Below are 26101 nucleotides of genomic sequence, written 5' to 3'. Positions count from 1 at the left end.
CGGCATCGCGCGCCGCCCAGTAGGGTCTGCACGCATGGGAGAGCACACAGGGCCCGTGAAGCGGCGACTCGGAGTGATGGGCGGCACGTTCGACCCGATCCATCACGGACACCTGGTCGCCGCCAGCGAGGTGGCCAGCCAGTTCCACCTCGACGAGGTCATCTTCGTACCGACGGGGCAGCCGTGGCAGAAGAGCCACAAGAAGGTGTCCCCGGCCGAGGACCGGTATCTGATGACGGTCATCGCGACCGCGTCGAATCCGCAGTTCTCCGTCAGCCGTATCGACATCGACCGCGGCGGCAAGACGTACACGATAGACACGCTGCGTGATCTGCACATGGAGCACCGTGACGCGGATCTGTTCTTCATCACCGGCGCCGATGCGCTCAGTCAGATCCTGACCTGGCACGATGCCGCGGAGCTGGTCTCGCTCGCCCACTTCATCGGGGTGACCAGGCCCGGCCATGTTCTCGCGGACCCCGGGCTGCCCGAGGGGGCGGTGTCCCTGGTCGAGGTGCCGGCGCTGTCCATCTCCTCGACCGACTGCCGGGCGCGCGTCGCCCAGGGGGATCCGGTCTGGTACCTGGTGCCGGACGGTGTGGTGCGCTACATCGACAAAAAAGAGCTGTACCGCAACGACCGCTGACGGGGCTGACGGAAAGGGGCACCGGTGAGCGACCGACAGGATCCGTACGGGCCGCAGGACCCGTATGCCCACGACCCGTATGCCCAGGAGCGGCAGGCACATACGGGCTACACCTACGACGCCTACGGGCGGCCGGTGTACCACGACGCCGCACAGCCGTCGTACGAGCAGTACCACGACCCCTACGGGCAGCACACCGCCCCGTCCGCCTACGAGGGCTATGACCCGTACGGCGGCCAACAGGGCGGCGGCCAGGCCGCGCAGGGGCAGCAGGGTCACCCGGCGGCGTACCAGGGGCAGCCGGGGTACGGCTACGACCCGTACGGCGGCCGGCAGGTGCAGGCGCAGCCCGGCTACTCCCCGCAGTATGACCCGTACGCCCAGCCCCCGCAGCAGTCCCCCCAGCAGCAGTCGCAGCAGCAGGAGTGGATCCCGCAGCAGGCCCAGCAGTCCCCCTACGAGCAGGTTTCCTACGCGGAGCAGCCGCGCTACGACGAGCCCGTCCCGCAGCGCTACGACGAGCCCGTCCCGCAGCGCCAGGACCAGCAGCCCCGGCCGCCGGGCCGGCGCCGCGCCCCGGCGGACGACGACGCGCGGCAGCCGGCCGCGAGCGGCCCCTCCGCCCCGTCCGCCGAGGACCCGGAGTACCACACCGGGCAGTTCTCCTTCATCGAGGAGCCGGACGAGGACTCCGAAGACGTCATCGACTGGCTGAAGTTCACCGAGAGCCGCACCGAGCGGCGCGAGGAGGCCAAGCGGCGCGGCCGCAGCCGGATCGTCGCGCTGTCCGTGGTGCTGGCCCTGCTGGTCGCCGGCGGCGTCGGCTATCTGTGGTGGGCGGGCAAGCTCCCCGGCCTGGCCGGGCCCGGCGCCGGCCCGGCGGCCGCGGCCGGCGGCCAGAAGCGCGATGTCCTCGTCGTCCATCTGCGGGACACCGGGACGGGCAACAGCTCGACGGCGCTGCTGGTGGACAACGAGACCACCCACAAGGGCACCACTGTCCTCCTGCCCAACAGCCTCCTCGTCTCCAAGGACGACGGGACCACCACGACGCTCGGCAAGTCCGTCAAGGACGACGGCACGGAGCCGACCCGGGACTCCCTCAACAGCCTCCTGGGCGCCGACCTCAAGGCCAGCTGGCGGCTGGACACCCCGTATCTGGAGAACCTCGTCGAGACGGTCGGCGGGATCACCCTCGACACCGACGCCACCGTGCCCGGCAAGAAGGGCGCCTCCCCGGTCGTCAAGCAGGGCAGCGCCCAGGACCTGGGCGGCCAGGCCGCCGTCGCCTACGCCACCTACCAGGCGCCGGGCGAGCCCCAGACCCGGCAGCTGCAGCGGTTCGGCCAGGTCATGCAGGCGACTTTGAAAAAGGTCTCCAGCGACGCCGGCGGCGCCACCGCCACCGTGAAGTCGCTGCTGCAGGTGCTGGACCCGCCGCTCACCGAAGGCCAGCTCGGCAGCTCGCTGGCGCAGCGGGCGGAGCTGGCGAAGACGGGCGCTTACAGCACGGCCCTGCTGCCCGTACAGGCGAACGGCACACTCAGCCAGACCGCCGCGGCCGACGTGGTCAAGAACGTACTCGGCGGCACGGTCAAGAAGACCGCCCCCGACGCGACCGCCCGGGTCGCGGTCCGCAACGCCACCGGCAACAAGGCGGCCACCAACAAGGCACAGGTGGCGCTGCTCAATGGCGGCTACAGCTTCGTCGACGACGGCACCGGCAGTGCGGCGGCCACGTCCCGGATCACCTACGCGGACGCCGCCCGGAAGGCCAAGGCCGCGGAGGTCGCCAAGACCCTGGGCCTGCCGGCGGGCGCGGTCCAGCAGGGCAAGGGTGCCGCGAACGCCGACATCACCGTGGTCCTGGGTCAGGACTACAAGGGCTGACGGGCCGGACGCGCCCGGCCCCGCCGATGAAGACCGGTGGGGCCGGACGGTCGCGGCGATGAAGACCGGTGGGGCCCGATGGTCCCGCCGACGAGAACCGGGGCGGCCGGATGGTCCCGCCCCGGCGCTGACCAGCCCGAACACCGAAACCGACCCGCTGGTTGGAAAACCCAGTCGGGAGTGTCGGTGGTCCGTGAGACCCTTGAGGGGTACTTGACCGCCGATCCGGTCGCCCATGGGGAGTGCGGCGCGCGCCGCGGCTCAGCAGTGAGCCAGCTGCCCCCGCCCGGCCGGAGAGGCTGCCCCCGAACCGGAAAGCCGCTTGTGACCGCCACGGACCGTTCCCTCGAGCTCATCAACGCCGCCGCCCAGGCCGCGGCCGACAAGCTCGCGCACGACATCATCGCGTACGACGTCAGTGACGTCCTCTCGATCACCGATGCCTTCCTGCTGGCCTCGGCCCCCAGCGACCGCCAGGTCAAGTCGATCGTCGACGAGATCGAGGAACGGCTCAACAAGGACCTCGGCGCCAAGCCGGTCCGCCGTGAGGGCGACCGCGAGGCCCGCTGGGTGCTGCTGGACTACGTCGACATCGTGGTGCACGTCCAGCACAGCGAGGAGCGTGTCTTCTACGCCCTCGAGCGCCTGTGGAAGGACTGCCCCGAGATCGACCTCCCCGAAGAGGCCAAGGCCACCCGCGGCAAGGCCGCGGAGCACGCCGACGCCACGGCGGGCGGACAGGACGGAGAGCTGCTCTGAACGGCACCACGGGCGGCCGGGGCCGCCGCATCGTCCTCTGGCGCCACGGCCAGACGGCCTGGAATCTGGAGCGCCGCTTCCAGGGGTCGACGGACATCGAGCTGACCGAGGAGGGCCTCGCCCAGGCCCGCCGCGCCGCCCGGCTGCTCGCCGCCCTCGGGCCGGACGCCGTCGTCGCCTCCGACCTGCAACGGGCTTCGGCGACCGCCGGCGAACTGGCCGCGCTCACCCGGCTCGACGTGACGCATGACGCGGCCCTGCGGGAGACCTACGCGGGCTCGTGGCAGGGGCTGACGCACGACGAGATCCTCGCGCAGTACGGCGAGCAGTACACCGCCTGGAAGCGCGGTGAGCCGGTGCGCCGCGGCGGCGGCGAACTGGAGACCGAGGTCGCCGACCGCGCCGCCCCCGTCGTGCTCAACCACGCCGACAAACTGCCCGAGAACGGCACCCTGGTCGTCGTCAGCCACGGCGGCACGATCCGCACCACCATCGGCCGGCTGCTCGGTCTGGAGGCCCACCACTGGGAGGGCCTGGGGGGCCTGTCGAACTGCTGCTGGTCCGTGCTGGGCGAGGGCGCACGCGGCTGGCGCCTGCTGGAGCACAATGCCGGGACCCTGCCGGAGCCCGTGCTCGGCGACGACGACTGAGCCCGCGGGGCGGCCCCGGCCGTCCGGATTTCACATCTGGGCAGGTCGCAGGCTAAAGTTCTTCTTGTTCGCGGCGCCGCCGGGGGAGACCCGGGGGAGCGGAACAAGACCCGGGGCTATAGCTCAGTTGGTAGAGCGCCTGCATGGCATGCAGGAGGTCAGGAGTTCAATTCTCCTTAGCTCCACAGCCCGGATGATCCCGCCTCCAGACGGAGGCGGGATTTCTGCGTTTCACATGGCTGCGTTTCACGTCGCTGCGTCCCGCTTTTCTGCGTTCCGCCTTCTGCCTTCCGCATCTTTGCCTTCCACATCTGTGTTCCGCGGAGTATCCGCGCGGCCGGGGGCATTCGGTCAGCGGGTCATGGATGCCGCACAGCGCCGCCGTCAGCTCCCGGGTCTCCTCTTCGGCCGGGATGCGGACCATGATCCGGCTCGCGGCTCGCGGCTCGCGGCTCGCGGCTCGCGGCTCGCGGCTCTCCGGGGCTCCGGGCCTCCCACCCACCGCTCAACCGCCGCCGACGTCGAGATCGGCCGTATCTCTCCGGCCGGGGGCATGCCGGACCACCTTCATGTGGTCCCGGCGGCTTCGTTCCGACGGCGCTCGCCCACGGGTCGGTGGGCAGGCTCGCCGGGATGGCGGGATGGCGAGATGGCGGACCTGACCCGGTCCGTGGTCCGTGGCAGAATCGGACGGCGCCGGCAGGGGAGGAGAGATCACGATGCCCACGAGCATCCTCGAGAAGGTCAATGACCTGCTCGAAGTGGCCGAGGCGCAGGGTGATGACTGGCTGCCGGAGTACGCGCTCCGTTTCACCTGCCCCGTTGACGGTCCCCTCCCCGTGGGCAGTTGCAGCGACGGTTCCGCTCTGCAGTGCCCCTCCTGCAGCTCCTCCCATGTGGCACAGGTGCTGGGTGACAACGGGGGCATTTCCTTCGTTTGTACGGCCTGCGGCCACAGTTGGAGCTGATGGATGGGCGCCCACAGCAGGAAATGTGACTGGTGCGGCAGCGGTACGCCGATCGTCCGCGACATGGAACCGGTCAACACCGACTACCAGTACTGGTGCGAGGAATGCGCCCGTGCCCTGGTCATAAAGGGCGACCCCATCGAGACCTACCGGGAGCTCGAGGGGGAGCCGATCTACGGGCGGCTGCTGGACGAGCACTGCACGCTGAAGCGTTTCTACTCGTTCGCGACGGCCTGAACGGGGCGTGAGCGGGGCCGCCCCCCTGGGGCCGCCCCCTGCTGAGGCGGAGGGAGGCATCGCCCGATCCGTCTGCCTTCGCTTCCTGAGGCCGTCTCAGGAAGGCCTCGCAGGGCACGAGACGGTCCCGGTCGGAAAGGGGCAGTGCTCGATCACCGCTGCGCGGTCTCGGGGCGGTTCCGGTCGGTCGCAGGCGGTTCCGGTCCGTCCCGGGCGGTTTCTTTCAGGTGGAACTGCCGTCAGGTGCCACGGCGTTGCCACACATGTGCGACTCCCACCTCTCAATTCCGCAGCGTGGACACCCGGTTCACGCACCACCACCGCCGGCCTCCACCGGCCGGGGCTCGCTGCCGTGCCCCGGTTGCCTTCGGAGCTGCCACAGCCGGACACCGGTCAGTGCCAGCAGCGCAAGACCGGCGAGCGGATACGCGTCGGAGAGCAGCATCTGGACGGCGTTCTGGTGCAGTTCCTCGTGATGGTGCCAGCGGTGCGGCACCCACCACAGCGCGAACGAGCAGAACAGCAGGCCCAGCGCGGCGGTCGCCACCCACCAGCGGCGGGCGACGGTGCCGCTCGGCCGTAGCGCCTCGGAGCCCAGCAGGATCACCATCGGTACGCACCACACCCAGTGGTGGGACCAGGAGATCGGGCTGACCAGCAGAGCGGTCGCCGCGCAGGCGACGGCCGCCCAGGCGCGCTGTCCGCGCAGCAGCGCCCCGGCCGCCAGTGCCAGACCGAGGGCGGCGGCCGAACCGGCGGCCAGGATCCAGGCGGTGCCCGGATCGTGGGTGTGCAGCAGCCGGGCGAGGGCGCCGCGCAGCGACTGGTTCGCGGTGATCTCCACCTCGCCGACCCGGTCGGCGGCGAAGACGATCTCGGTCCAGAAGCGGTACGAGTCCCGCGGCAGCGCGAGCGCGGAGAGGAGGGCGGTGGCCAGGAAGGCGGTGGTGGCGACGGTGGCCTGCCGCAGCCAGGGGTTCCAGGCGGCGCGTGCCCCCGCGCCGGAGCGGAGCAGCTGTCCGGCACGGACGGCGCCGGCCAGGGCGAGGAAAACGGCGAACAGTGCCGGGGTCAGCTTCAGACCGGCCGCGAGACCGATGCCGGTGCCCGCGAGCCGGTGGGTGTCCTTGCGGGTCAGGTCCCACAGCACGAGCGCGGCGAGCAGCAGGTTGATCTGCCCGTAGCGCAGCGTGGTCCATACCGGCTCGCACCACACCAGCAGCGCCGAGACCGTGAGGGCCGCGGCGGGCCCGGGGAGCCGGCGGGGGAGGCCGGTCAGGCGGAGCGAGAGGTGGACGACGGCGACGAGCAGCAGGAGGTTGCCGACGGTGGCGAGGGTGCGCATCGCCGGGACATCGAGGAGGGTGAGCGGGGTGAACAGCAGCGCCGCGAAGGGCGGGTAGGTGTTCGGCAGATGCGCCGAGGTCGCCACCATGTCGTAGAGGGACCCGCCGTGGCGGACGGTGAAGCCCTCGGCGCGGTAGACCATGAGGTCGAGCATCGTCACGTGCGCGAGGCGCTGCGCGATCCAGAAGACGGTGAACGAGACCAGGCAGGCGAGGGCCGCCGCCCGGGTCGGATACCGGCGGACGATGCCCCCGCCGGGGCGGGCGCCGCCGGGATCGGTGAGCGCTTCCAGCTTCAGCGCGGTCACGGCGTACGGCCCCCCAGGACGAATCGGACACGGCTCGCTGACAGTACCGCGCGTCGCGCCGAGGGGCCGGTCCGGAGCGATTTGGCAGAAGCCGGGGAGGTCCGTGTAATGTAGGCGATGCCGCAGCGGGGAACCGCGCGGGAACAGAATACGGGGCTATAGCTCAGTTGGTAGAGCGCCTGCATGGCATGCAGGAGGTCAGGAGTTCAATTCTCCTTAGCTCCACAGTGAACGGAGCGGGCCGTCCGATGTGGACGGCCCGCTCCGTTGCGTGTCCGAGGCCGGAGTGTCCCGGCAGTCGTCCGCGTCCGGCGAGGGTTCGTCCGGATTGCGCTGAAATCCGGTCAATAGGCCGTCCGTTATGGCGAGTTGACTGTTCGCTCCATGTCTATTCCTGGCCGGTCCTTGCCATTCCTTGCCCTCTTCTTGGTGATCGCATGTCCCTGACATGAACGGTTCACCGAAAGAGTGGCGAATCGCGCGAGCGTCACATCCCGCGCATTCACCGCTCGTGCGGTGCCGTGCGTCTGCGCACCGGCGCAGCGTGGCACCCCGTAGCGCACCGCATCGCCACAGCAGGGGGTTACATGAGATCCAGCCGCACCAGATCACTGCGCGCCCGCGCCGGTCTGGCCTGGGCAGCGACGCTGCCGCTGGTCGCCGGCGCGCTCGCGCTCGGCGCGCCCGCCGCCGACGCCGCGGGCCACGACGGCGGTCGGCACGCGCTGCAGGGCACCAAGCCCCTGTGGGCCACCCGGCAGGCCGACCAGGGCGCCACCTCCGCCTCCGCGGCCGTCACCGCCCGTGTCTACCTGGCCGGCCGTGACGCCAAGGGGCTCGCGGACTACGCCAGGGCCGTGTCCGACCCGCACTCCGCCACGTACGGGAAGTACCTGAGCCCCGCCCAGGTGCGGGCCCGGTACGGCGCCACGCGCGACCAGATAGCCAAGGTGACCGACTGGCTGAAGACGTCCGGCCTGACGGTCACCGGCACCACCAACCGGTATGTGACGGTCAAGGGCGACGCGGCGGCCGCCGAGCGCGCCTTCGCCACCGACCTGCACAACTACCGCAAGAGCGGCCACACTTACCACGCCCCGTCGACCACCGCCTCCGCGCCCGCGTCGCTGGCCGGCGCGGTGCTGACCGTCACCGGCCTGGACAACGCGCCGCGGTTCGCCAAGCGCCACTCCAGCGAACTCCCGCCGCCGGAAGGGGTCTTCCGCAACTCCGGCCCCTTCTCGTCGTACTACGGCTCCAAGACGGACAAGACGCTGCCGTCCGCCTACGGGGGCAAGGCGCCGTACGCGATCAAGGGCTACACCGGCAAGCAGCTGCGCGCCGCCTACGGGGCGAAGAAGTGGACCGGCAAGAACGTCACCGTCGCGATCACCGACGCCTACGCCTCGCCGACCATCGCCCAGGACGCGGACAAGTACGCCGCCCGCAACGGTGACCCCCGCTACCGCCGCGGCCAGCTCTCCCAGGTGCTGCCCAAGGACTACACGCACATCGACGAGTGCGGCGCGGCCGGCTGGTACGGCGAGGAGACCCTCGACGTCGAGGCCGTCCACGCGGTGGCCCCCGACGCCGGCATCGTCTACGTCGGCGCCGCCTCCTGCATGGACGACGACCTGATCGACTCGCTCGGCAAGGTCGTCGACGGTCACCTCGCCGACATGGTCTCCAACTCCTGGGGCGACCTGGAGGCCAACGAGACCCCGGACGCGGCAGCCGCCTACGACCAGCTCTTCCAGCAGGGCGCGGTACAGGGCATCGGCTTCTACTTCTCCTCCGGCGACGACGGTGACGAGGTCGCCAAGACCGGCACCAAGCAGGTCGACAGCCCGGCGAACTCCGCCTGGGTGACCACGGTCGGCGGCACCTCGCTGGCCGTCGGCAAGCACGACGCGTACCAGTGGGAGACCGGCTGGGGCACCCAGAAGGCGCTGCTGTCCAAGGACGGCAACGACTGGACCGGCTTCCCCGGAGCCTTCGGCGGCGGCGCCGGCGGCGGCACCAGCAAGACCGTCGCGCAGCCCTACTACCAGCGCGGAGTCGTCCCGGACGGGCTCGCGAAGGCGAACGGCGGCGGCGCGATGCGCACCGTCCCGGACATCGCCGCGGTCGCCGACCCCAACACCGGCTTCCTCGTCGGCCAGACCCAGACCCTGCCGGACGGAACGCTCGGCTACGACGAGTACCGCATCGGCGGCACCTCGCTGGCCGCACCCGTGATCGCGGGCGTCCAGGCGCTCGCCCAGCAGGCCCGGCACGGCGTCGCCATCGGCTTCGCCAACCCCGGCATCTACCAGCGCTACGGCACCGGCGCGTACCACGACGTCACCGACCACCCGCTGGGCGCCGGCCGTGACCTGGCCGTCGTCCGCATCGACTACGTCAACGGCGCCGACGGCAGCAAGGGCACCACGACCTCGCTGCGCAGCCTGGGCAAGGACAGCTCCCTGCACGCCGTCGTCGGCTACGACGACGTCACGGGCGTCGGCTCGCCGGGCGCCGGATACGTCAGCTCCTACCGCCCCTGACGCAGGGGCGCGGCACCGCCTCCCTGCACCGTCCGTGACCCGGTGACCCGGCGGCAGGAGCAAGGGGCGACGGGGGCGGGGCCCGCGCGGGGGGAATCCTCAGCGCGGGCCCCGCACGCCCTGCGGTACCCTGACGCCATGCGTGCCGTACGCCTTCTGCTTAGCGGGCCGCGCTGATCAGTACCGACGGATGACAGACCCGTCGGCATCGGCGCGGCGTCCCCTCCTGTGCGAGGGGTCTTTTTGTTTCCGGCGTGCCGGGGACGTGATGTGTTTCCGCTGGCAGAGACGATCGATGGAGCTTTGAGGACGATGAGCGAGACGACCAACTCCCCCGCTGCCGAAAGCGCGGGAGGTGCCCCCGCAGAGACGGCGGCACCGCACCGCTACACGGCCGCGCTGGCCGCCGACATCGAGGCACGCTGGCAGGACTTCTGGGAGGCGAACGGGACCTACGAGGCCCCCAACCCCGGCGGGCAGCAGGCCGGCGACGACGGGCCGGTGGCCCGCCCCAAGAAGTTCATCATGGACATGTTCCCCTACCCGTCGGGCGCCGGCCTGCACGTCGGCCACCCGCTGGGCTTCATCGCCACCGACGTCTACGCCCGCCACCAGCGCATGACGGGCCACAACGTCCTGCACACCCTGGGCTTCGACGCCTTCGGCCTGCCCGCCGAGCAGTACGCGGTGCAGACCGGCACTCACCCGCGGGTCTCCACCGAGGCCAACATCGTGAACATGCGGCGCCAGCTGCGCCGTCTGGGCCTGGGCCACGACCAGCGCCGTTCGGTCGAGACGATCGACCCGGCGTACTACAAGTGGACCCAGTGGATCTTCCTGCAGATCTTCAACTCCTGGTACGACCCGGAGGCGGACGCGGCCCGCCCGATCGGCACCCTGGTCGCCCAGTTCGAGGCCGGCACCCGCCCGACGCCCGACGGCCGGGCCTGGAGCGAGCTGAGCCCCATCGAGCGCGCCAACGTCCTGGGTGACCACCGCCTGGCGTACGCCTCGGAGGCGCCGGTCAACTGGTGCCCCGGCCTGGGCACGGTGCTGGCCAACGAGGAAGTCACCGCCGACGGCCGCTCCGAGCGCGGCAACTACCCGGTCTTCAAGGCCAAGCTGCGCCAGTGGAACATGCGCATCACCGCCTACGCCGACCGGCTGCTGAACGACCTGGACGCGCTGGACTGGCCCGAGGCCATCAAGCTGCAGCAGCGCAACTGGATCGGCCGTTCCGAGGGCGCCCGGGTCGACTTCCCCGTCGGTGACTCCGACAAGATCACGGTCTTCACCACCCGCCAGGACACCCTGTTCGGCGCGACGTACATGGTGCTGGCGCCCGAGCACCCGCTGGTCGCCGGCTCCGACAACGGCGGCACCGGCTCCCTCGTCCCCGACGCCTGGCCCGAGGGCACCCACGACGTCTGGACCGGCGGGCACGCCACCCCGGCCGACGCCGTCGCCGCGTACCGCAAGCAGGCCGCCTCCAAGTCGGACGTCGAGCGGCAGGCCGAGGCCAAGGACAAAACCGGTGTCTTCACCGGCGCCTTCGCGACCAACCCGGTCAGCGGCGAGCAGGTCCCCGTCTTCATCGCCGACTACGTCCTCATGGGCTACGGCACCGGCGCGATCATGGCCGTCCCCGCGCACGACAGCCGCGACTTCGCCTTCGCCCGCGCCTTCGAGCTGCCGATGCGCTGTGTCGTCGAGCCCTCCGATGACCGCGGCACCGACCCCTCGGCCTGGGACGGCGCCTTCGCTTCGTACGACGCCAAGATCGTCAACTCGTCGAACGCGGCGATCTCGCTGGACGGCCTGGGCGTCACCGAGGGCAAGGCGAAGATCACCGGCTGGCTGGCCGCCGAGGGGATCGGCGAGGGCACCGTCAACTTCCGGCTGCGCGACTGGCTGTTCAGCCGCCAGCGCTACTGGGGCGAGCCGTTCCCGATCGTCTACGACGAGGACGGTGTGGCGCACGCGCTGCCCGAGTCGATGCTGCCGCTGGAGCTGCCCGAGGTCGAGGACTACTCCCCGCGCACCTTCGACCCGGACGACGCCGACACCCAGCCGGAGACCCCGCTGTCCCGCAACGAGGACTGGGTCCACGTCGACCTGGACCTGGGCGACGGCAACGGCATCAAGCGCTACCGCCGCGAGACCAACACCATGCCCAACTGGGCGGGTTCGTGCTGGTACGAGATGCGCTACCTGGACCCCGGCAACGCCGACGCGCTGGTCGCCCCGGAGATCGAGCAGTACTGGATGGGACCGCGCGAGGGGCAGCCGGCCGGCGGCGTCGACCTGTACGTGGGCGGCGCGGAGCACGCCGTCCTGCACCTGCTGTACGCCCGCTTCTGGTCCAAGGTGCTGCACGACCTGGGGCACGTCTCGTCCTCCGAGCCGTTCCACAAGCTGTACAACCAGGGCATGATCCAGGCCTTCGTCTACCGGGACAGCCGCGGTATCGCCGTCCCGGCCGCCGAGGTCGAGGAGCGCGACGGTGGCTACTACTACCAGGGCGAGAAGGTCAGCCGCGTCCTGGGCAAGATGGGCAAGTCCCTGAAGAACGCCGTCACCCCCGACGAGATCTGTGCCGAGTACGGCGCGGACACCCTGCGCCTGTACGAGATGGCGATGGGCCCGCTGGACGTCTCGCGCCCGTGGGACACCCGGGCCGTCGTCGGCCAGTACCGCCTGCTGCAGCGACTGTGGCGCAATGTCATCGACGAGGCGACCGGTGAGGTCACCGTCGTCGACGCCGAGCCGGACGAGGCCACGCTGCGGGCCCTGCACAAGGCGATCGACGGTGTCACCCAGGACCTGGCGAACCTGCGGTTCAACACCGCCATCGCCAAGGTGACCGAGCTGAACAACCACCTGACCAAGGCGGGCGGATCCGTTCCGCGCACGGTCGCGGAGCAGCTGGTGCTGCTGATCGCCCCGCTGGCCCCGCACATCGCCGAGGAGCTGTGGCGCAAGCTGGGCCACACCGGCACCGTGGTGTATGCGGACTTCCCGGTGGCCGACCCGGCGTATGTCGTCGACGAGACCGTGACCTGCGTCGTGCAGATCAAGGGCAAGGTCAAGGCGCGCCTGGAGGTCGCCCCGTCGATCACCGACGCGGACCTGGAGGCGACGGCGCTGGCCGAGCCCGCGGTGGTCGCGGCGCTGAACGGCGCGGGCATCCGCAAGGTCATCGTCCGGGCGCCGAAACTGGTGAACATCGTCCCGGCGTAGGTCGCAGGCGGGCGCCCGGGGACGGTCCCGGGCGTTTCGGGGACGGCGCCGGGTGTTTCGGGGACGGTGCCGGGTGTTCGCGGTGCCGGCCGTTCGGGGACGATGCCGGGCGCTCGGCCAGGCGGCTTCGGCGGTCGGCGGGTGCTGCTCCGCCGGGCCGGGGTGCTCCGCGGGGACGGTGCCGGCGACGCCTCGGGCGCGCGGTTCCGGTGCTCGGCGGGCGCCATGGGGGGTTTCCCCTACGGGCAGGTTGGGGGTTCTTCCGGAACCCGTGACCTGCCCGAGCCGTTTACCGTGGAGGTACAGGGCGCGGGCGAGGAACCGGCGCCGCCGACACGTCTGGGGAGAGCCCATGGAAGCTGCTGTCGCCATCCTCGGACTGCTCTTTGTGCTCTTCGTCCTGGCCGGGGTGCTCGTCACGGTCAAGGCCGTAAAGGCGGCCAAGCGCGGTGTGGACCGCACGGTCGCCCAGGCCCGCAGAACCGTCGAGGACACCACCCTGCGGGCCCGGCAGCTCGCCCAGCCCGGCGTGGTCGGCGAACTGGCACAGCTGCGGCTCTCCCTGCGCACGTCCATGCGCGCCACCCAGGAGGTGCTCTCCGGCGCGTCCTCCGACGATGCCTCCCTCAGCGAGGCGATCGGGCTCTTCGAGCGGCTGAGCGCCCATGGCCATGAGCTCGACGACGAGCTCAAGCGGCTCGAACGTGAGCCTGACCGGGACACCATCGGCGCCCGCCTCCCGGAACTCAGGGAGCGCCTGGAGCGGATCACGCACTCCGCGGAGTCACTGCGCTGGGCCGCGCGCGACCGCGCCCGCAAGTTCGCGGACGACGATCTGGCATCGCTGACCGGCCAGATCGACGTGGAGGCGGGGGCGCTGCGCCACTGGACCCGCGCCGAGGGCGGTGCGGACCCGCTGCACGAGCCCGCACCGGAGCGCCGTCCCGGGCAGGGCCGGAGGCCGTCCGGAGAACCGCGCGGCTCCGCGGGGAAACCGCCGTCGGAAGGGCACGCGGGGGCGCGTGGCGCCGGTGCCCCTTCAGGCGCCGGCGTCCGACCGGGCCGCGCTCCGGCAGACGAGGCCGGCCACTCCTGGGGCCCGGCGCCCGAGGACCCGCCGGCGATCACCGCCCGGGACCCGCGTACCCAGCCGTCCTACCCGTGGCAGAAGGCACCACGCACGGAGGGGACGACGACATGAGGCGGTGAGACGGCAACACATCGGCGAGGCGAGGCGGGGGCGGGGCGGGGCGGGGCCCCGGGGGAGAGGTGGTGGAATCCCCGGAGCGTCGGCGATCCATGACGATCCCGCGGCGGGGAGGCGGCCGTCTTCCGCGTGGGCTTACGGCGGCAGTCTTCCGGGGCTTGGCAGAGCCTTGGTGAAACCTGGAAGATCTTGGGGAGGGACCCGCACTGTGCGGCGTCGGGATCCCCGGATAACCTCCCAGTCATGTCCCGCCATGTCGCGATCGTCACCGATTCCACGGCCTACTTGCCGCGGACGGCTGTCGAGCGTCACCGCATCACGGCCGTGCCGCTGACCGTCGTCCTGGGGGACCAGGCCCTGGAAGAGGGCACCGAGATCTCCGCGAGATCCGTCGCCCAGGCGCTCCAGAAGCGCCGGTCCGTGACGACCTCCCGGCCCAGCCCCACGGTGTTCGCGGACACCTACCGCAAGGTGGCGGCGGCCGGCGCGAGCGGCATCGTCTCGCTCCATCTGTCCTCGGAGTTCTCCGGCACCTATGACGCGGCGGTGCTGGCGGCCAAGGAAGCCCCGGTACCGGTACGTGTCGTGGACACCGGAATGGTGGCGATGGCTCTCGGATTCTGTGCGCTCGCCGCCGCGGAGACGGCCGAGGCGGGCGGGGACATCGACGAAGCGGTTGCCGCCGCGGAGAAGCGTGCCGCGGGGACCTCCGCCTACTTCTACGTCGACACCCTCGACTATCTGCGCCGTGGCGGCCGTATCGGCGCTGCCCAGGCGCTGCTCGGCTCCGCACTCGCCGTCAAACCGCTCCTTCAGCTGGCCGATGGGCGGATTGAGCTGCTGGAGAAGGTCCGTACGGCGTCCAAGGCCATCGCACGGCTCGAGGAGATCGCGGCCGAGCGGGCGGGCGAGGGCCAGGTCGATATCGCGGTCCACCATCTCGACGCGGCGGAGCGCGCGGATGCCCTGGCCCAGCGACTCCGGGAGCGGGTGCCGGGGCTCAATGAACTCCATGTGAGTGAGGTCGGCGCGGTGATCGGCGCGCATACGGGTCCGGGGCTGCTGGGAGCAGTGGTTTCGCCGAGGTGAGAGGGGTGGGGCAGGTGCCCTGTGGGTGACGGAGTTCTCGACAACTGGGCTGTCATCCACCGGATTTGCGGCAGCTCGGCGAGATCTGCGCGAGGTGCTTAGCGTCGGTCGGTATGAACTCGTCCCGATCTGTGTGGGCCGCTTCCGCGGCCTCCTCGTCACCTGCTTCCGGCCCGTCGGCTGCGTGGGGTTTGTCGGCCCCGCCGCCTCCGGGGTTCTTCGCCGGCCCTTCGGGCTCCGTCATGTCTTCGGGCTCCGCCAGGCCTTCGCTCTCCTTCGGGCCTTTGTGCTCCGCTGCCTCTTCGGTCTCCTCCGACCCATCAGTCTCCTCCGACCCATCAGTCTCCTCCGACCCATCGGGCTCCTCCGGCCCTTCGGTCTCCTCCGGCACGCCGGCTTCCTCGGCTTCGGCTGTTGCGTCGGATCTCTACGAATCCTCCGGTTCCCCGGCTCCATCCGGGGCGGCGGAGCGGCGGGAGCGGGAGCGCGAGCGGGTGCGGGCCCGGGTGGCGACGATCTTCGGCGATCCGGGGGCAGTGGGCGGGGCGGGTCCGCCGGGGCCTGGGCACGATCCGCCGGACCCTGGGCACGATCCGCCGGGACCCAGCCGTCGGGAGCGGGCATGGCTTGCCGTGCGCGAACGGCTCCCGCTCTGGGTGCAGTTACGGTGCGGTACCGACCCGAAGGCGCTCGGCGCACTGGTCCTGGTGCTCGTGGTGGCCGTGGGTTTCGCCGTGCAGCACTTCTGGGCCGGCCGCCCCGAGCCGGTACGGGCCCCGACCGCCGAACGGTCCGCAGCGGCCGGCGGCCCCGCACCGCGCTCACCGTCACTTCCGCCATCGTCATCGTCCGCCGCTGCGGTCGCGCATGGTTCGCCGGGCGGTGCGGGGCGGCAGGTGGTCGTCGATGTCGCGGGCAAGGTCCGGCACCCCGGGATTCACCGGATGCCGCCGGGGTCGCGAGTGATCGATGCGCTGGAGGCCGCGGGCGGAGTGCTGCGCGGGGTGAGCACCGGTGGGCTGAACCGGGCGCGTCTGCTGACCGACGGCGAACAGATCGTGGTGGCCGGGGCCGGGGCCGGGGCGGCCGGGGCCGGGGGTGGTGCGGGTTCCGCCGGCGCGGGGGCCGCCGGGCCGGGGAGCGGGGCGCCGAGTGCCGGCGGCGGCGGTGGTGGTGGTCCGGCCGGTCCGGTCAGCCTCAGCACGGCGACCGAGCAGCAGCTCGATTCCCTCCCCGGAGTGGGGCCCGTCCTGGCCCGCCACATTGTCGAATTCCGCACCCAGCACGGCGGGTTCACCTCGGTGGAGCAGCTCCGCCAGGTGACCGGTATCGGGGACCGCCGTTTCGCCGATCTGCGCCCCTTGGTGCAGCCATGACCGGTGCCCGCGCCACCGTGCACGCCACGGCTGAGTCGCCGCACGGCGCCTCGGACCCGCATCAGGAGGGCCCGGCCGATCTGCGGCTGGTCGTGCCTGCGCTGGGGGCCTGGGCAGGGGCGGTGATCAGCCTGGGTGCGCCCGGCGGGGGAGTGGCGGTGGCCTGTTGTGTGGCCGTAGCGCTCGCGGTGTTCGTGTTACGGGTGGCGATGGTGCGACGCAGGGCGGAGCGAGTCCCGGAGGAGGCCGAGGGGCCCGTCGCCGGGCCTTCGGATGCCGGGTCCTCGGCCGCCGGACCTCGTGCCGACGCCGTCCGGCGAGGGGCGGGGCCGCCCCGCCTCCGCGCTCCCCGCCGCTGGTCCGCCGGGGCGTCCGTGGCCCTGGCCGCGGTGCTGCTGTGTGCCGCGGCGGGGGCCGCATCCGCGGGGCTGCATGCGTCGGATGTGCGGCGCGGGCCGCTGCCGGCCTTGGCGGAGCGCTACGCGGGGGTCACGGCGGAGCTGGAGGTGACCGGCGATCCACGGCTGACCCGTCCCAGGGTGCGAGGTTCCCAACGGACGCCCCCGGTGCTGGTGTTCACCGCCGATGCCGTCCATGTCACGGCGCCGGACGGAGCGGTCACCGCCGTACGGACGCCGGTGCTGGTGGTCGTGCAGCAGCACGGCAGGAGTGGTGAGGAGCACGGCCCCGAAGCTCGCGGGAGCCTCTCTTCGGCATGGCGCGGGCTGCTGCCGTCGACGCGTATCCGGGTGGCGGCGCGCACCGCACCGCCGCTGTCGTCGACCGACCAGGTCGCCGCGGTGCTGCGGGTCACCGGCGATGCGCCGCCGGTCAAGACGGCTGCGCCGTCCCCCCTTCAGCGGCTGGCGGGACACCTGCGCGCCGGGCTGCGGGAGGCCACCGACGGACTGCGTCCCGATGCCCGCGCGCTGCTGCCGGGTCTGGTCGTGGGCGACACCTCGCGCGTGCCGCCGGATCTCGACGATGCCTTTCGGGCCACCGATCTGACGCATCTGCTGGCCGTCTCCGGCAGCAATCTGACGATGGTGCTCGCCCTGCTGATCGGGCCACCCCACCTCGCGACGCGCGCCGAGCGCCGCGGGCTGGCACCGCGCCTGGGGCTGTCGCTCCGCGGCACGGCCGTCCTCGGGGGCGCGCTCGCCCTCGGCTTCGTCGTGGTGTGCCGCCCGGACCCGAGCGTGCTGCGGGCCGCTGTCTGCGGCCTGGTCACCCTGCTGGCGATCGGCACCGGCCGCCGCCGCTCGCTGGTCCCCGCCCTCGCAGCCGCGGTCCTGCTGCTGGTCCTCTACGACCCCTGGCTCGCCCGCAGCTATGGCTTTTTGCTGTCGGTCCTGGCCACCGGCGCGCTACTGCTGCTCGCGCCGCGCTGGAGCGCCGCACTCCAGCGGCGTGGGGTGCCGCCCAGGATCGCCGAGGTGATCGCCGCCGCGGCCGCTGCCCAGGCGGTCTGTGCACCGGTCGTCGCCGTGCTGGCGGCCCGGGTGGGCCTGGTCGCGGTGCCCTGCAATCTGCTGGCCGAATTGGCCGTGGCCCCCGCGACGGTGCTGGGCTTCGCCGCGCTTGCCGCCGCCCCGGTCGCGTTGCCCGTCGCCCAGGCGCTGACGTGGTGCGCGGGCTGGCCGGCCGAGTGGATCGCCGGCGTCGCCCGTACGGGGGCGGCGCTGCCCGGGGCGGAGTTCGACTGGCCGGGCGGCTGGGCCGGCGGGCTGTTGCTGGCGGCTGTCACGGCGGCCCTGGTACCGGTCGCCCGCAGGGTGCTGCGCCGCCCCTGGCTGTGCGTGCTCTGTGCGCTGGCGGTGATTCTGGCGGTGTGCCGCCCTGTCCCGATCACCCGTGTGCTCACCGGCTGGCCGCCGCCGGGGTGGCGGGCCGTGGTGTGCGACGTGGGGCAGGGGGACGGCCTGGTGCTGGCGGCCGGGGACGGTACGGCGCTGGTGGTGGACACCGGGCCCGAGCCCCACGCCATCGACCGCTGCCTCACCACCCTCGGTATCCACCGCATCCCGCTCCTCGTTCTGACACATTTCCACGCCGACCATGTGGACGGGCTCCCGGGAGCGCTCCGCGGCCGCTCGGTCGGCGCGATCGAGACCACGACGCTGCAAGACCCTCCGGGGCAGGTGCAGTTCGTGCGCGCTCTGGCTGCCGAGGCCCGCATCCCGGTTATCCGCGCCGAACCGGGGGAGCGGCGCCATCTGGGCCCACTCACCTGGGAGGTCCTCTGGCCACCCGCTCCGCCACCAACCCTCCCCGGCCCCGGCAGCCCTGCTGACCCCACCAGTCCTACTGACGCCACCAGCCCTGCTGCCCCCACCAGCTCTGCCGACCTCACTGGCCCCGGCAGCCAACCGGCCGGCTCTGATGCCCTCGACGGCCCCAACGACGCCAGCGTCACCCTTCTCGTGCGTACGAGCGGGCTGACCCTCCTGCTGCTCGGCGATCTTGAACCGCCCGCACAAAGGGCGCTGCTGGCGGCCCACCCGGAGCTGGGCGCCATCGACGTCCTGAAGGTGGCGCACCACGGCTCCGCCCATCAGGACCCGCCACTGATGCACCGGCTGGCGCCGCGCCTGGCGCTGATCTCCTGCGGCGCCGACAATCCGTACGGCCACCCGGCGCCGCGCACCATCGCAGCGCTGCACGCCCAGGGCGCCCGGGTGCTGCGAACCGACACCGACGGAGCCATCGCGATCCTGGGCACCACGGCCGGACTGTCGGCAACGGTCAGCGGCCACCGGATCAAGGTCCGCCTGCTCGGCAACCGGAGCACCCGAACCCGTCCGGCCGGCGGGCGTCGGACCGGCGGCCGCCCCTCCGACGCCCGCCCAGCCGGGCCACGCACACTCGGCGCCCGTGGCCGTGGCCGTGGCCGTGGCTGTGGCCGTGGCCGGCCCCGCTCCGCAGGCCGGGCGGCACATCGGGGAAGGGGGGAATCCGGATCTGTAAACTCCAGATTATGAGGATGAGTGAAGGCGTCGAGTGGGGCCTGCACTGCTGTGTGACGTTGGCCTGGCTCGATGAGGAAGGGCCCGTGTCCACCGCTCGGCTGGCGGCTTCGTTCGAGTTGCCGGCGGCCTACTTGAACAAGCGGCTCCAGGCGCTGGTCCGGGCCGGGATCCTGACCTCCACCCCCGGTGCGCGGGGTGGCTTCCAGCTGGCCCGGTCGCCGGAGCGGATCACTCTCATGGACGTCGTCGCCGCGATCGAGGGCACGGAAGATGCCTTCCGGTGTACCGAGATCCGGCAGCGGGGAGCAGGTATCGAGGCGTCCGGCAGGGAGTTCGGCCGGCCCTGCGGAATCTCCACGGCGATGCGCAGGGCCGAGCTGGCCTGGCGGCGTGAGCTGGCCGCTCAGACCATCGCCGATGTGATCGCCACGACGCCTGCCTCGGTGGTCGACCGGACCCGACGCTGGTTCGCTTCGGAGAGGACACCCACCTGATGGACACGGCTGCCGCCGACGCCTATCTCGACCGGATCGGTGTTACCCGTCCCGCGTCCCCCGATGCCGACGCCCTGCATGCGCTGCACCTCGGCCATCTGCGTAGCGTCCCCTTCGAGAACCTCTCCATCCACCTCGGTGAAGAGATCGTGCTCGCGGAGCAGCCGCTGCTGAACAAGATCGTCGGCGCTCGGCGGGGCGGCTTCTGCTATGAACTCAACGGCGCTTTCGCGATGCTCCTGGGCGCACTCGGTTACGAGGCCGAGCTGCTCTCCGGCCGCGTGTTCGGCGCCGACGGGCTCGGGATTCCGTATGACCACCTTGCCCTGCGTGTACAGACGCCGAGCGGGCCATGGCTTGCGGGCGTCGGCTTCGGCAGGCACAGCCACTTCCCGCTGCGCGGGGACAGCCGGGACGAGCAGTCCGATCCCGGTGGTGTGTTCCGGATCGAGGAGACGGGTGAGGGAGATCTCGATGTCCTGAGGGACGGCGATCCGCAGTACCGCCTCGAACAACGTCCGCGTGCCTACACGGACTTCGAGGCCGGCTGCTGGTGGCACCGGACCTCGCCCAAGTCGCACTTCACCCGGTCCCTGGTGTGCTCACGGCTGACAGAGACCGGCCGGGTCACGCTCTCCGGCCGTACGCTCGTGATCACCGGGGCGGACGGGGCGGAAGGGGTGCATGGGGTACGGGATGAGCGTGAGGTGGGCGAGGATGAGGTGCTTGCCGTCTACCGGGAGTACTTCGGGATTGTGCTGGGGCGGGAGCCCGTGGTCGGCGAGATGCGGGCACCCGGGAGGAACGCCTGAGGACCCGCCCTACGCCGCGGTCCGTCTTACATCCGCGATCCGTCCTACGCCGCCCACAGCACGTATTACGTCCACGACCCGTCCCATGCCGCCCGCAGCACGTCTTGCGTCCGCGGTCCGTTCTACGTCTGCGGCCCGTCCTATGTCTGCGGCCCGTCCTACGTCCGCGGTCCGTCGCTAATCGGCCTCGCGCCAGCCCTCGTATTCCGTCGCGAGGTCGTGCAGCCGCGCCGGGTCATGGGTGGCGTCCGGGTCTTCGACCACCACCAGCCACTGCGCATCCTCGGCGTCGTCCTCACCGGCCAGGGCGTCCCGTACGAGCTGCGGCTCCTCGGCGACACCGAAGCGCTCGGTCAGCTCCTCGGCCACCTCCTGTGCCGCATCGCGGTCGGGCAGGACCAGTACATGCCGTACGTGTGGGGGGTGTGGGGCAGCATCATTCACCCGGCCATTGTCCGACAGGGGGACGGTGATCCTCCCGGGCAGGGGGGCCGAGAGAACTCCGGGGCGGGTTGTCAGTGAGGCGTGGGATGCTGGACGCGATGGCCAGGAAGACAGCTCAAGACGACCCGCTCGCCCCCGTCACGATCGCGGTGGGCCAGGAAGACCTGCTGCTGGATCGTGCGGTGCAGCAGGTGGTGGCGGCTGCCCGGGTGTCCGATGCGGACACCGATGTGCGCGACCTCACTCCCGAACAGCTCCAGCCCGGCACCTTGGCCGAGCTGACCAGCCCCTCGCTCTTCGCCGAGCGCAAGGTCGTCGTGGTGCGGGCCGCCCAGGATCTGTCCGCGGACACCATCAAGGACGTCAAGGCGTACCTCGGCTCGCCCGCCGAGGAGATCACTCTGGTGCTGCTGCATGCCGGCGGTGCCAAGGGGAAGGGCCTGCTGGACGCGGCCCGTAAGGCCGGGGCGCGGGAGGTGGCCTGTCCCAAGATGACCAAGCCGGCCGACCGGCTGGCCTTTGTGCGGGGCGAGTTCCGTGCGGTCGGGCGTTCGGCGACGCCCGAGGCCTGCCAGTCGCTGGTCGATGCGATCGGCAGCGATCTGCGCGAGCTGGCCTCGGCCTGTTCGCAGCTGACCGCCGATGTCGAAGGCACGATCGACGAGGCCATCGTCGCGCGCTATTACACGGGCCGGGCCGAGGCTTCGAGTTTCACCGTCGCGGACCGTGCCGTCGAGGGCCGGGCCGCCGAGGCGCTGGAGGCACTGCGCTGGGCGATCGCCACCGGCGTCGCCCCCGTCATGATCACCAGCGCACTTGCCCAGGGCGTCCGTGCCATCGGCAAGCTGGCCTCCGCCCCGCGCGGCGCCCGCCCCGGCGACCTCGCCCGCGAACTGGGCATGCCGCCCTGGAAGATCGACCGCGTGCGGCAGCAGATGCGCGGCTGGTCGGCGGACGGTGTGGCCACGGCGTTGCGCGCGGTGGCGGCGGCCGACGCCGGGGTGAAGGGCGGCGGGGACGATCCGGAGTACGCCTTGGAGAAGGCCGTCGTGGTGATTGCCCGAGCGGCCCGCTCGCGGTGAAGTAGCGGGCCGGTGCCCGTCAGTGGCAGGCACCGGTGCGACTGGCGCGGCAGCGAACAGGCCGTCGTCGCGCTGCCTCGCCACGGCCTCTGCCCTCAGCGCGCCGACCGGCACGGCAGCCCACCGCCATGGCGATCAACCGCGAGGGGCAACCGCCACGGTGGTGAACCGTTACGGCGGTCAACGGCCGTGACAGGTGTTGTGCTGGCCATGAGGTCGGTGGCGCCGCTCGTCGGTGTTGACCTTCGAGTTGGTTGAAGCTCGATGATGGCGAGGTGCCAAATTTTGAGCTGATGCCGATCGGGGTCTTTGCCCAGCGCAGTGGGCTGACCTCCAGCGCGTTGCGGTTCTACGCCGACTCCGGGCTGCTGGCCCCTGCCGAAGTCGACCCGATCTCGGGCTACCGCTACTACAGCGCTGACCAGGTTGCGCGGGCGACCGTGCTGCGTCAGCTCCGTGAGATTGCTATGCCCCTCGCTGGTGTCGAGGCGGTACTGGGTTCCGGGGCTGACGAGGCATCCCGGCTGCTCGACGAGCATGTGTCGAAGGTCGTTGGAGACGCGGCGGCGGCACAGCAGAAGGCTGCTGTCATCAAGTCTGCGCTCGGCGATGTGCCAGGTCTTCCGATGACGGTGCTGAAGGGGCCTGTGCTGGCGGATGCGGTTGAGCAGGTCCTGACCGCGACCGCACATGAGCCCGAGATGCCGGTTCTTGCTGGCCTGCGCATCGAGGCAAGCCATGAGGCGGTCACCCTGACCGCGACTGACCGATACCGGCTCTCCACCCGAACCCTGGTGCCGACGCAACCACCGAGGCAGACCTGGACCGGCACGGTCAACGGCGACGAGCTGCGGGCCGCGGTCGCCGAGATCCGCCGCAGCGCGCTGGTGCGACTCGAAGCGGCGCCGCACGGGATCTGGCTCCGCGTGGCCGACCGGGGAGACCGGCATTGCCGGTTGATGCCCGAGGAATTCCCCGACTATCGGCTGATGCTCGCGTCACTGGGCGAGGTCACCACCCGTGTGACGGTCTCGAAGGATCTGCTCCTGCGCGCCCTGGAAGAACATCCCGGCGAGCGCATCGCGCTGCACGTTGCCGACCACGGAGTGAACGTCGTGTCAGCGGATGACGAACACCCCGACATCCCGCTGCCGGCTACCGCGACGGGTCAGGCCCTCCAGATCTGCTTCGAGCTGACCACGCTCTATCCCGCCGTGAGCACCGCGATCGGCCCCGACGTGATGCTCGACCTGCGGGGAAACGACCAGCCCGTCACGATCCGCTCCGCCGACCGCGGCGATCTCACCACCCTGGCCATGCCCATCAAGTCCGACCACTCCGCCTGAGAAAGACGACGAGGAACATCCATGACCACCGCACCCGCCAGCCCCGACCCGACCATGGAAGCCATCGGCCAAGCCGTCACCGAAGGCCGAGCCGGTGACATCGCTGCCGCCCGCCAACAGCTCCTGAGCCTGTGGTCCGCGATCGGTGTCACCGGCGACCCGCTGCACCGCTGCTCTCTCGCTCACTACCTCGCAGATCTCTACGAAGATCCGGCCCAGGCCCTGGCCTGGGACGTCCGGGCCCTGGACGCTGCCGACGCCGTGACCGAGCAGCGCGTCCAGGAACACCACGCCAGCCTCCACATTGCCGGCTTCTACCCTTCCCTACACCTCAACCTTGCCGACAACTACCGCCGACTCGGCTCCTTCGAAGCCGCCACCGAGCACATCAACGCCGCCAAAGAGCACGCCCCCAACCTTCCTCAGGATCCCTACGGTGACCTGCTTCGTGGCGCCATCCAAGACGTTGCCGAGGCAATCGGCGGGCGGGACCGCACACGGCGAGCCTCGGCACCCGGCTCCCCTGCGTAACGCACAAGAACGCACCCCTCACCGTGGAGGGGCGGCGTCGCCTCATCGAGCGCTGCCGCACGAGGCCCATCGCCCACGTCGCAGCCGAGATGGGGATCTCCCGGGAGTGCGCATCGAAGTGGGTCAACCGATACCGGCGCCACGGCGAACTCGGGCTCGAGGACCGCTCTTCCACACCGCACCACCAGCCCACCGCGACACCATCCGAGGTACTCGAACTCATGGAGAAGCTGCGTCGCACCCACAAGTGGTCCGCGGTCAGGGTCGCCTTCGAGCTCACGCAGGCCGGAACGCCGATCGGCCGAAGGACCGTGAGCAGGCACTTGGTCGCGATCGGCCTCAACCGACGCCGATTCATCGACCCCGACGGTGAGGCCAACCGACAGCCGCGGAGAATCGACGCCCGACGGCCCGGCCACATGATCCACGTCGATGTGAAGAAGGTAGGCCGCTATCTGGTTGCTGCCGCGTCCGTGCGCGCGTCGGCCTCCGTCCTCGGGGGCCAAAGCCGTGGACCGGCGGAAGAAGAAGACCGAGCGTGGCGGCTACGTCCACCAGTTCCCCCACCCTCACCGAGACCGTGAGTTCTGCAGTCGCTTGAGTGTCTCCGTCGCGCTGGTCTTCAGCATCGTGGCGACCTCGGTGGCCGTCGGCGGCGTGCCGCTGCTGCTCGACGCGTAGCTCGACCACGTCGACTGGTACGTCATCCAGCCGTCCCGGATGCCGAGGATCACATACGAGCTGCTGCTCGTGCTGCCCTCGTCCTTGCGGGTCACCAGATAGGCCTCGTCGCCGAGCCCCGGTACGGCTTCGACCTTGTAGCCGACCGAGGTGTCCTGCTTCTCGTACGAGCGGTAGCCGTCGGCGAACTCCGGAGCCGGGTCGGTCTCCCGGTGCAGGGTGACGGTGTTGTAGAGCCAGGTCGAGGAGTAGGCGGAGCTGCTTGCGTTCTCCTGCTCCAACGAGACGTTGCACGACATCGTGTCGAGGGATTTCAGCTGGGCGCCGGTGTGCTGGGGGTTGGCGTCCTTCGAGGTCGTTCCGGTGGTCGCCTTGGTCTTGAAGTGGGCGTCCTCGAAAGGGGTCATCGAGGTGTCCGCACAGAGGTCGCCGGTGTAGGCGTAGCCCGCGAGATCGGGGTTGGGGTGGGAGGAGAAACCACCGGTGGCGAACAGCACGGAGCCCCAGATCGCGGATGCCGCCACCGCCCCGCCGATCGCCCAGAGCCAGCCGGACACGCCTCGGCCCGCGCCACCACCCGGTGCCGCCATGGGCGCGCCGACGGTGGGTGCCCCTATGGGTGGGACGGGTACGCCGGGTGCCGGATAGCCGTATCCGCCGCCCGGCCCCTGCGGCATGGCCTGTTGTGCGTAGGGATTCTGCGGTGCGGGTGCCGGATTCTGGGGCGCGGGCACCTGGCCGTATGGATGGGGCTCCGGCTGGGCGTATGGATTGTTCTGATCCCCCGAAATAGACATGGCCGCAGCGTAGCGGAAACCGCCGAAAGGGAAACCGGTTCTGCGGCACGGAATTCCCTCACGGCCGACGGCCGACGGCCGACGGTCGACGGCCCGAGCCTCGGCCGCACCGTCCCCACCCGGCCCACGACACACGGGCGCCACCACCGTCCCATGGCAGGAGGGTCCATGGCAGGAACCAATAAGGCCCATGGAGAGGGCCTGCCGATAGGCCTGCCGCCAGATCCTCACAGCAGCGCTACACAACAGAGGCGCCACACCAAGGACACATTCCCAAGGCGCCACACCAAGGACCCACGCAAACGCCCCGCAATGAAATCCCCGTGGCCAAATCCCTGCAACAAAAACCCCATGCAAAGAGCGCTCCGCAACAAAACCCAACGAAAGCCTCGCGGGAAAAGGCAACAACGGGAAAGCCCCAGCAAGAGACCCCAACAAAAGACCCCGCCTCGCCCCTGGGGAAGGGGTGAGGCGGGGTCTTCATATCAAGCTTTGCGGCTTGGTCGGCGGTGTATGCCGAGTGAGCCGGGTGCGCCGCACCCGCGTGGCGAACGCAGGCCGTGTGCGGCGCGGTGGTGCATCGGTCAGGGAGCGGAGAGAGGGGCCGCTGGGTCCCTGCCGACAGGGGTACTACAGGTGCTGCGGTGGAGGAGGACCAGGCCTGAACGGGCCGGTGATCTCCT

At 71.2% G+C, this 26101-nt stretch carries 21 protein-coding genes, 2 tRNA genes and 1 pseudogene; 20 read left to right on the top strand and 4 right to left on the bottom strand.

The genetic code is table 11. The annotated features are described in order from the left end of the window. The first annotated feature begins 34 nt into the window (after positions 1 to 34). The 7 genes from nadD (at position 35) to ACWGJY_RS08865 (ending at position 5150) form a co-directional block, all read left to right on the top strand. Positions 35 to 646: a nicotinate-nucleotide adenylyltransferase gene (nadD, locus tag ACWGJY_RS08895; protein ID WP_453260091.1), complete on the top strand. Its 612-nt coding sequence runs from the start codon at positions 35 to 37 to the stop codon at positions 644 to 646. 24 nt (positions 647 to 670) lie between these two features. Beyond that, a complete protein-coding gene (locus tag ACWGJY_RS08890) occupies positions 671 to 2536 on the top strand; it encodes a LytR C-terminal domain-containing protein (protein WP_453260090.1) in 1866 nt (621 codons plus the stop codon). Between the two features lie 324 nt (positions 2537 to 2860). After that, positions 2861 to 3295: a ribosome silencing factor gene (gene rsfS, locus ACWGJY_RS08885; protein ID WP_453260089.1), complete on the top strand. Its 435-nt coding sequence runs from the start codon at positions 2861 to 2863 to the stop codon at positions 3293 to 3295. Beyond that, positions 3292 to 3945, top strand: a complete 654-nt coding sequence (locus tag ACWGJY_RS08880; RefSeq protein WP_453260137.1) for a histidine phosphatase family protein — start codon at positions 3292 to 3294, stop codon at positions 3943 to 3945. Before rsfS ends, ACWGJY_RS08880 begins: the two co-directional genes overlap by 4 nt. A gap of 112 nt (positions 3946 to 4057) precedes the next feature. Beyond that, positions 4058 to 4130: transfer RNA gene (locus ACWGJY_RS08875), tRNA-Ala, on the top strand. A 534-nt stretch (positions 4131 to 4664) separates the two neighbouring features. Further along, on the top strand, positions 4665 to 4913 hold the full coding sequence (locus tag ACWGJY_RS08870; protein WP_453260088.1) for a hypothetical protein: 249 nt from the start codon (positions 4665 to 4667) through the stop codon (positions 4911 to 4913). Between the two features lie 3 nt (positions 4914 to 4916). Continuing rightward, complete coding sequence (locus tag ACWGJY_RS08865; protein ID WP_453260087.1) at positions 4917 to 5150, top strand: hypothetical protein; 234 nt, start codon at positions 4917 to 4919, stop codon at positions 5148 to 5150. A 307-nt stretch (positions 5151 to 5457) separates the two neighbouring features. Here ACWGJY_RS08865 and ACWGJY_RS08860 read toward each other — a convergent pair whose 3' ends face one another. Continuing rightward, a complete protein-coding gene (locus tag ACWGJY_RS08860) occupies positions 5458 to 6804 on the bottom strand; it encodes a glycosyltransferase 87 family protein (RefSeq protein ID WP_453260086.1) in 1347 nt (448 codons plus the stop codon). 152 nt (positions 6805 to 6956) lie between these two features. Here ACWGJY_RS08860 and ACWGJY_RS08855 point away from each other — a divergent pair. From ACWGJY_RS08855 to ACWGJY_RS08835, 5 genes are all read left to right on the top strand, one after another. Then, positions 6957 to 7029, top strand: a tRNA-Ala gene (locus tag ACWGJY_RS08855). 362 nt (positions 7030 to 7391) lie between these two features. Next, a complete protein-coding gene (locus ACWGJY_RS08850; protein WP_453260085.1) occupies positions 7392 to 9350 on the top strand; it encodes a S53 family peptidase in 1959 nt (652 codons plus the stop codon). Positions 9351 to 9662: 312 nt separating this feature from the next. Further along, positions 9663 to 12590, top strand: coding sequence for a leucine--tRNA ligase (locus ACWGJY_RS08845; protein ID WP_453260084.1), 2928 nt, complete (start codon positions 9663 to 9665; stop codon positions 12588 to 12590). A 352-nt stretch (positions 12591 to 12942) separates the two neighbouring features. After that, positions 12943 to 13791, top strand: a complete 849-nt coding sequence (locus ACWGJY_RS08840; protein ID WP_453260083.1) for a hypothetical protein — start codon at positions 12943 to 12945, stop codon at positions 13789 to 13791. A 249-nt stretch (positions 13792 to 14040) separates the two neighbouring features. Continuing rightward, positions 14041 to 14886, top strand: coding sequence for a DegV family protein (locus ACWGJY_RS08835; RefSeq protein WP_453260082.1), 846 nt, complete (start codon positions 14041 to 14043; stop codon positions 14884 to 14886). Between the two features lie 52 nt (positions 14887 to 14938). On the opposite strand, the gene ACWGJY_RS08830 is transcribed toward ACWGJY_RS08835, so the two are convergent. Continuing rightward, positions 14939 to 15277, bottom strand: coding sequence for a hypothetical protein (locus tag ACWGJY_RS08830; protein ID WP_453260081.1), 339 nt, complete (start codon positions 15275 to 15277; stop codon positions 14939 to 14941). A 241-nt stretch (positions 15278 to 15518) separates the two neighbouring features. On the opposite strand from ACWGJY_RS08830, the gene ACWGJY_RS08825 reads away from it, so the two are divergent. Genes ACWGJY_RS08825 through ACWGJY_RS08810 form a run of 4 tightly spaced genes read left to right on the top strand, consistent with a single transcriptional unit; the run spans position 15519 to position 20537 of the window. Next, positions 15519 to 16262, top strand: a complete 744-nt coding sequence (locus tag ACWGJY_RS08825) for a helix-hairpin-helix domain-containing protein (protein ID WP_453260080.1) — start codon at positions 15519 to 15521, stop codon at positions 16260 to 16262. Beyond that, the gene (locus tag ACWGJY_RS08820) at positions 16259 to 19243 is read left to right on the top strand and encodes a ComEC/Rec2 family competence protein (protein ID WP_453260079.1); all 2985 of its coding nucleotides are present in this window, start codon (positions 16259 to 16261) and stop codon (positions 19241 to 19243) included. Before ACWGJY_RS08825 ends, ACWGJY_RS08820 begins: the two co-directional genes overlap by 4 nt. Further along, complete coding sequence (locus tag ACWGJY_RS08815; protein WP_453260078.1) at positions 19240 to 19725, top strand: RrF2 family transcriptional regulator; 486 nt, start codon at positions 19240 to 19242, stop codon at positions 19723 to 19725. The genes ACWGJY_RS08820 and ACWGJY_RS08815 overlap by 4 nt, the downstream gene beginning before the upstream one ends. Beyond that, entirely contained in the window at positions 19725 to 20537 is an 813-nt protein-coding gene (locus tag ACWGJY_RS08810; RefSeq protein ID WP_453260077.1) for an arylamine N-acetyltransferase family protein, read from the top strand. The genes ACWGJY_RS08815 and ACWGJY_RS08810 overlap by 1 nt, the downstream gene beginning before the upstream one ends. Positions 20538 to 20714: 177 nt before the next feature. On the opposite strand, the gene ACWGJY_RS08805 is transcribed toward ACWGJY_RS08810, so the two are convergent. Beyond that, entirely contained in the window at positions 20715 to 20981 is a 267-nt protein-coding gene (locus ACWGJY_RS08805; RefSeq protein WP_453260076.1) for a hypothetical protein, read from the bottom strand. Positions 20982 to 21079: 98 nt separating this feature from the next. Between ACWGJY_RS08805 and holA the strand changes: the two genes are divergently transcribed. The 4 genes and pseudogenes from holA to ACWGJY_RS08785 form a co-directional block, all read left to right on the top strand. Continuing rightward, positions 21080 to 22063 (top strand): DNA polymerase III subunit delta, encoded by a 984-nt coding sequence (gene holA / locus ACWGJY_RS08800; protein WP_453260075.1) that lies wholly within the window; start codon positions 21080 to 21082, stop codon positions 22061 to 22063. 275 nt (positions 22064 to 22338) lie between these two features. Next, entirely contained in the window at positions 22339 to 23409 is a 1071-nt protein-coding gene (locus ACWGJY_RS08795) for a DNA polymerase III subunit beta family protein (RefSeq protein WP_453260136.1), read from the top strand. A gap of 21 nt (positions 23410 to 23430) precedes the next feature. Then, positions 23431 to 23940: a hypothetical protein gene (locus tag ACWGJY_RS08790; protein ID WP_453260074.1), complete on the top strand. Its 510-nt coding sequence runs from the start codon at positions 23431 to 23433 to the stop codon at positions 23938 to 23940. A gap of 23 nt (positions 23941 to 23963) precedes the next feature. Further along, positions 23964 to 24585: pseudogene (locus tag ACWGJY_RS08785) on the top strand (helix-turn-helix domain-containing protein); the annotation flags it as partial. Here ACWGJY_RS08785 and ACWGJY_RS08780 read toward each other — a convergent pair. Continuing rightward, positions 24510 to 25418 (bottom strand): hypothetical protein, encoded by a 909-nt coding sequence (locus ACWGJY_RS08780; RefSeq protein WP_453260073.1) that lies wholly within the window; start codon positions 25416 to 25418, stop codon positions 24510 to 24512. The pseudogene ACWGJY_RS08785 and the gene ACWGJY_RS08780 sit on opposite strands and share 76 nt — an antisense overlap. Positions 25419 to 26101 lie beyond the last annotated feature (683 nt).

This window comes from Streptomyces sp. NPDC054765 (assembly GCF_053612065.1).
This window is presented reverse-complemented; position numbering and strand designations above follow the sequence as displayed.

Excerpts from the sequence above, each read along its gene's own strand:
- nadD (WP_453260091.1), top strand. The coding sequence starts at position 35 with ATGGGAGAGCACACAGGGCCCGTGAAGCGGCGACTCGGAGTGATGGGC.
- ACWGJY_RS08870 (WP_453260088.1), top strand. The coding sequence starts at position 4,665 with ATGCCCACGAGCATCCTCGAGAAGGTCAATGACCTGCTCGAAGTGGCC.
- ACWGJY_RS08865 (WP_453260087.1), top strand. The coding sequence starts at position 4,917 with ATGGGCGCCCACAGCAGGAAATGTGACTGGTGCGGCAGCGGTACGCCG.
- ACWGJY_RS08850 (WP_453260085.1), top strand. The coding sequence starts at position 7,392 with ATGAGATCCAGCCGCACCAGATCACTGCGCGCCCGCGCCGGTCTGGCC.
- ACWGJY_RS08845 (WP_453260084.1), top strand. The coding sequence starts at position 9,663 with ATGAGCGAGACGACCAACTCCCCCGCTGCCGAAAGCGCGGGAGGTGCC.
- ACWGJY_RS08840 (WP_453260083.1), top strand. The coding sequence starts at position 12,943 with ATGGAAGCTGCTGTCGCCATCCTCGGACTGCTCTTTGTGCTCTTCGTC.
- ACWGJY_RS08835 (WP_453260082.1), top strand. The coding sequence starts at position 14,041 with ATGTCCCGCCATGTCGCGATCGTCACCGATTCCACGGCCTACTTGCCG.
- ACWGJY_RS08820 (WP_453260079.1), top strand. The coding sequence starts at position 16,259 with ATGACCGGTGCCCGCGCCACCGTGCACGCCACGGCTGAGTCGCCGCAC.
- ACWGJY_RS08815 (WP_453260078.1), top strand. The coding sequence starts at position 19,240 with ATGAGGATGAGTGAAGGCGTCGAGTGGGGCCTGCACTGCTGTGTGACG.
- ACWGJY_RS08810 (WP_453260077.1), top strand. The coding sequence starts at position 19,725 with ATGGACACGGCTGCCGCCGACGCCTATCTCGACCGGATCGGTGTTACC.
- holA (WP_453260075.1), top strand. The coding sequence starts at position 21,080 with ATGGCCAGGAAGACAGCTCAAGACGACCCGCTCGCCCCCGTCACGATC.
- ACWGJY_RS08790 (WP_453260074.1), top strand. The coding sequence starts at position 23,431 with ATGACCACCGCACCCGCCAGCCCCGACCCGACCATGGAAGCCATCGGC.
- ACWGJY_RS08780 (WP_453260073.1), bottom strand. The coding sequence starts at position 25,418 with ATGTCTATTTCGGGGGATCAGAACAATCCATACGCCCAGCCGGAGCCC.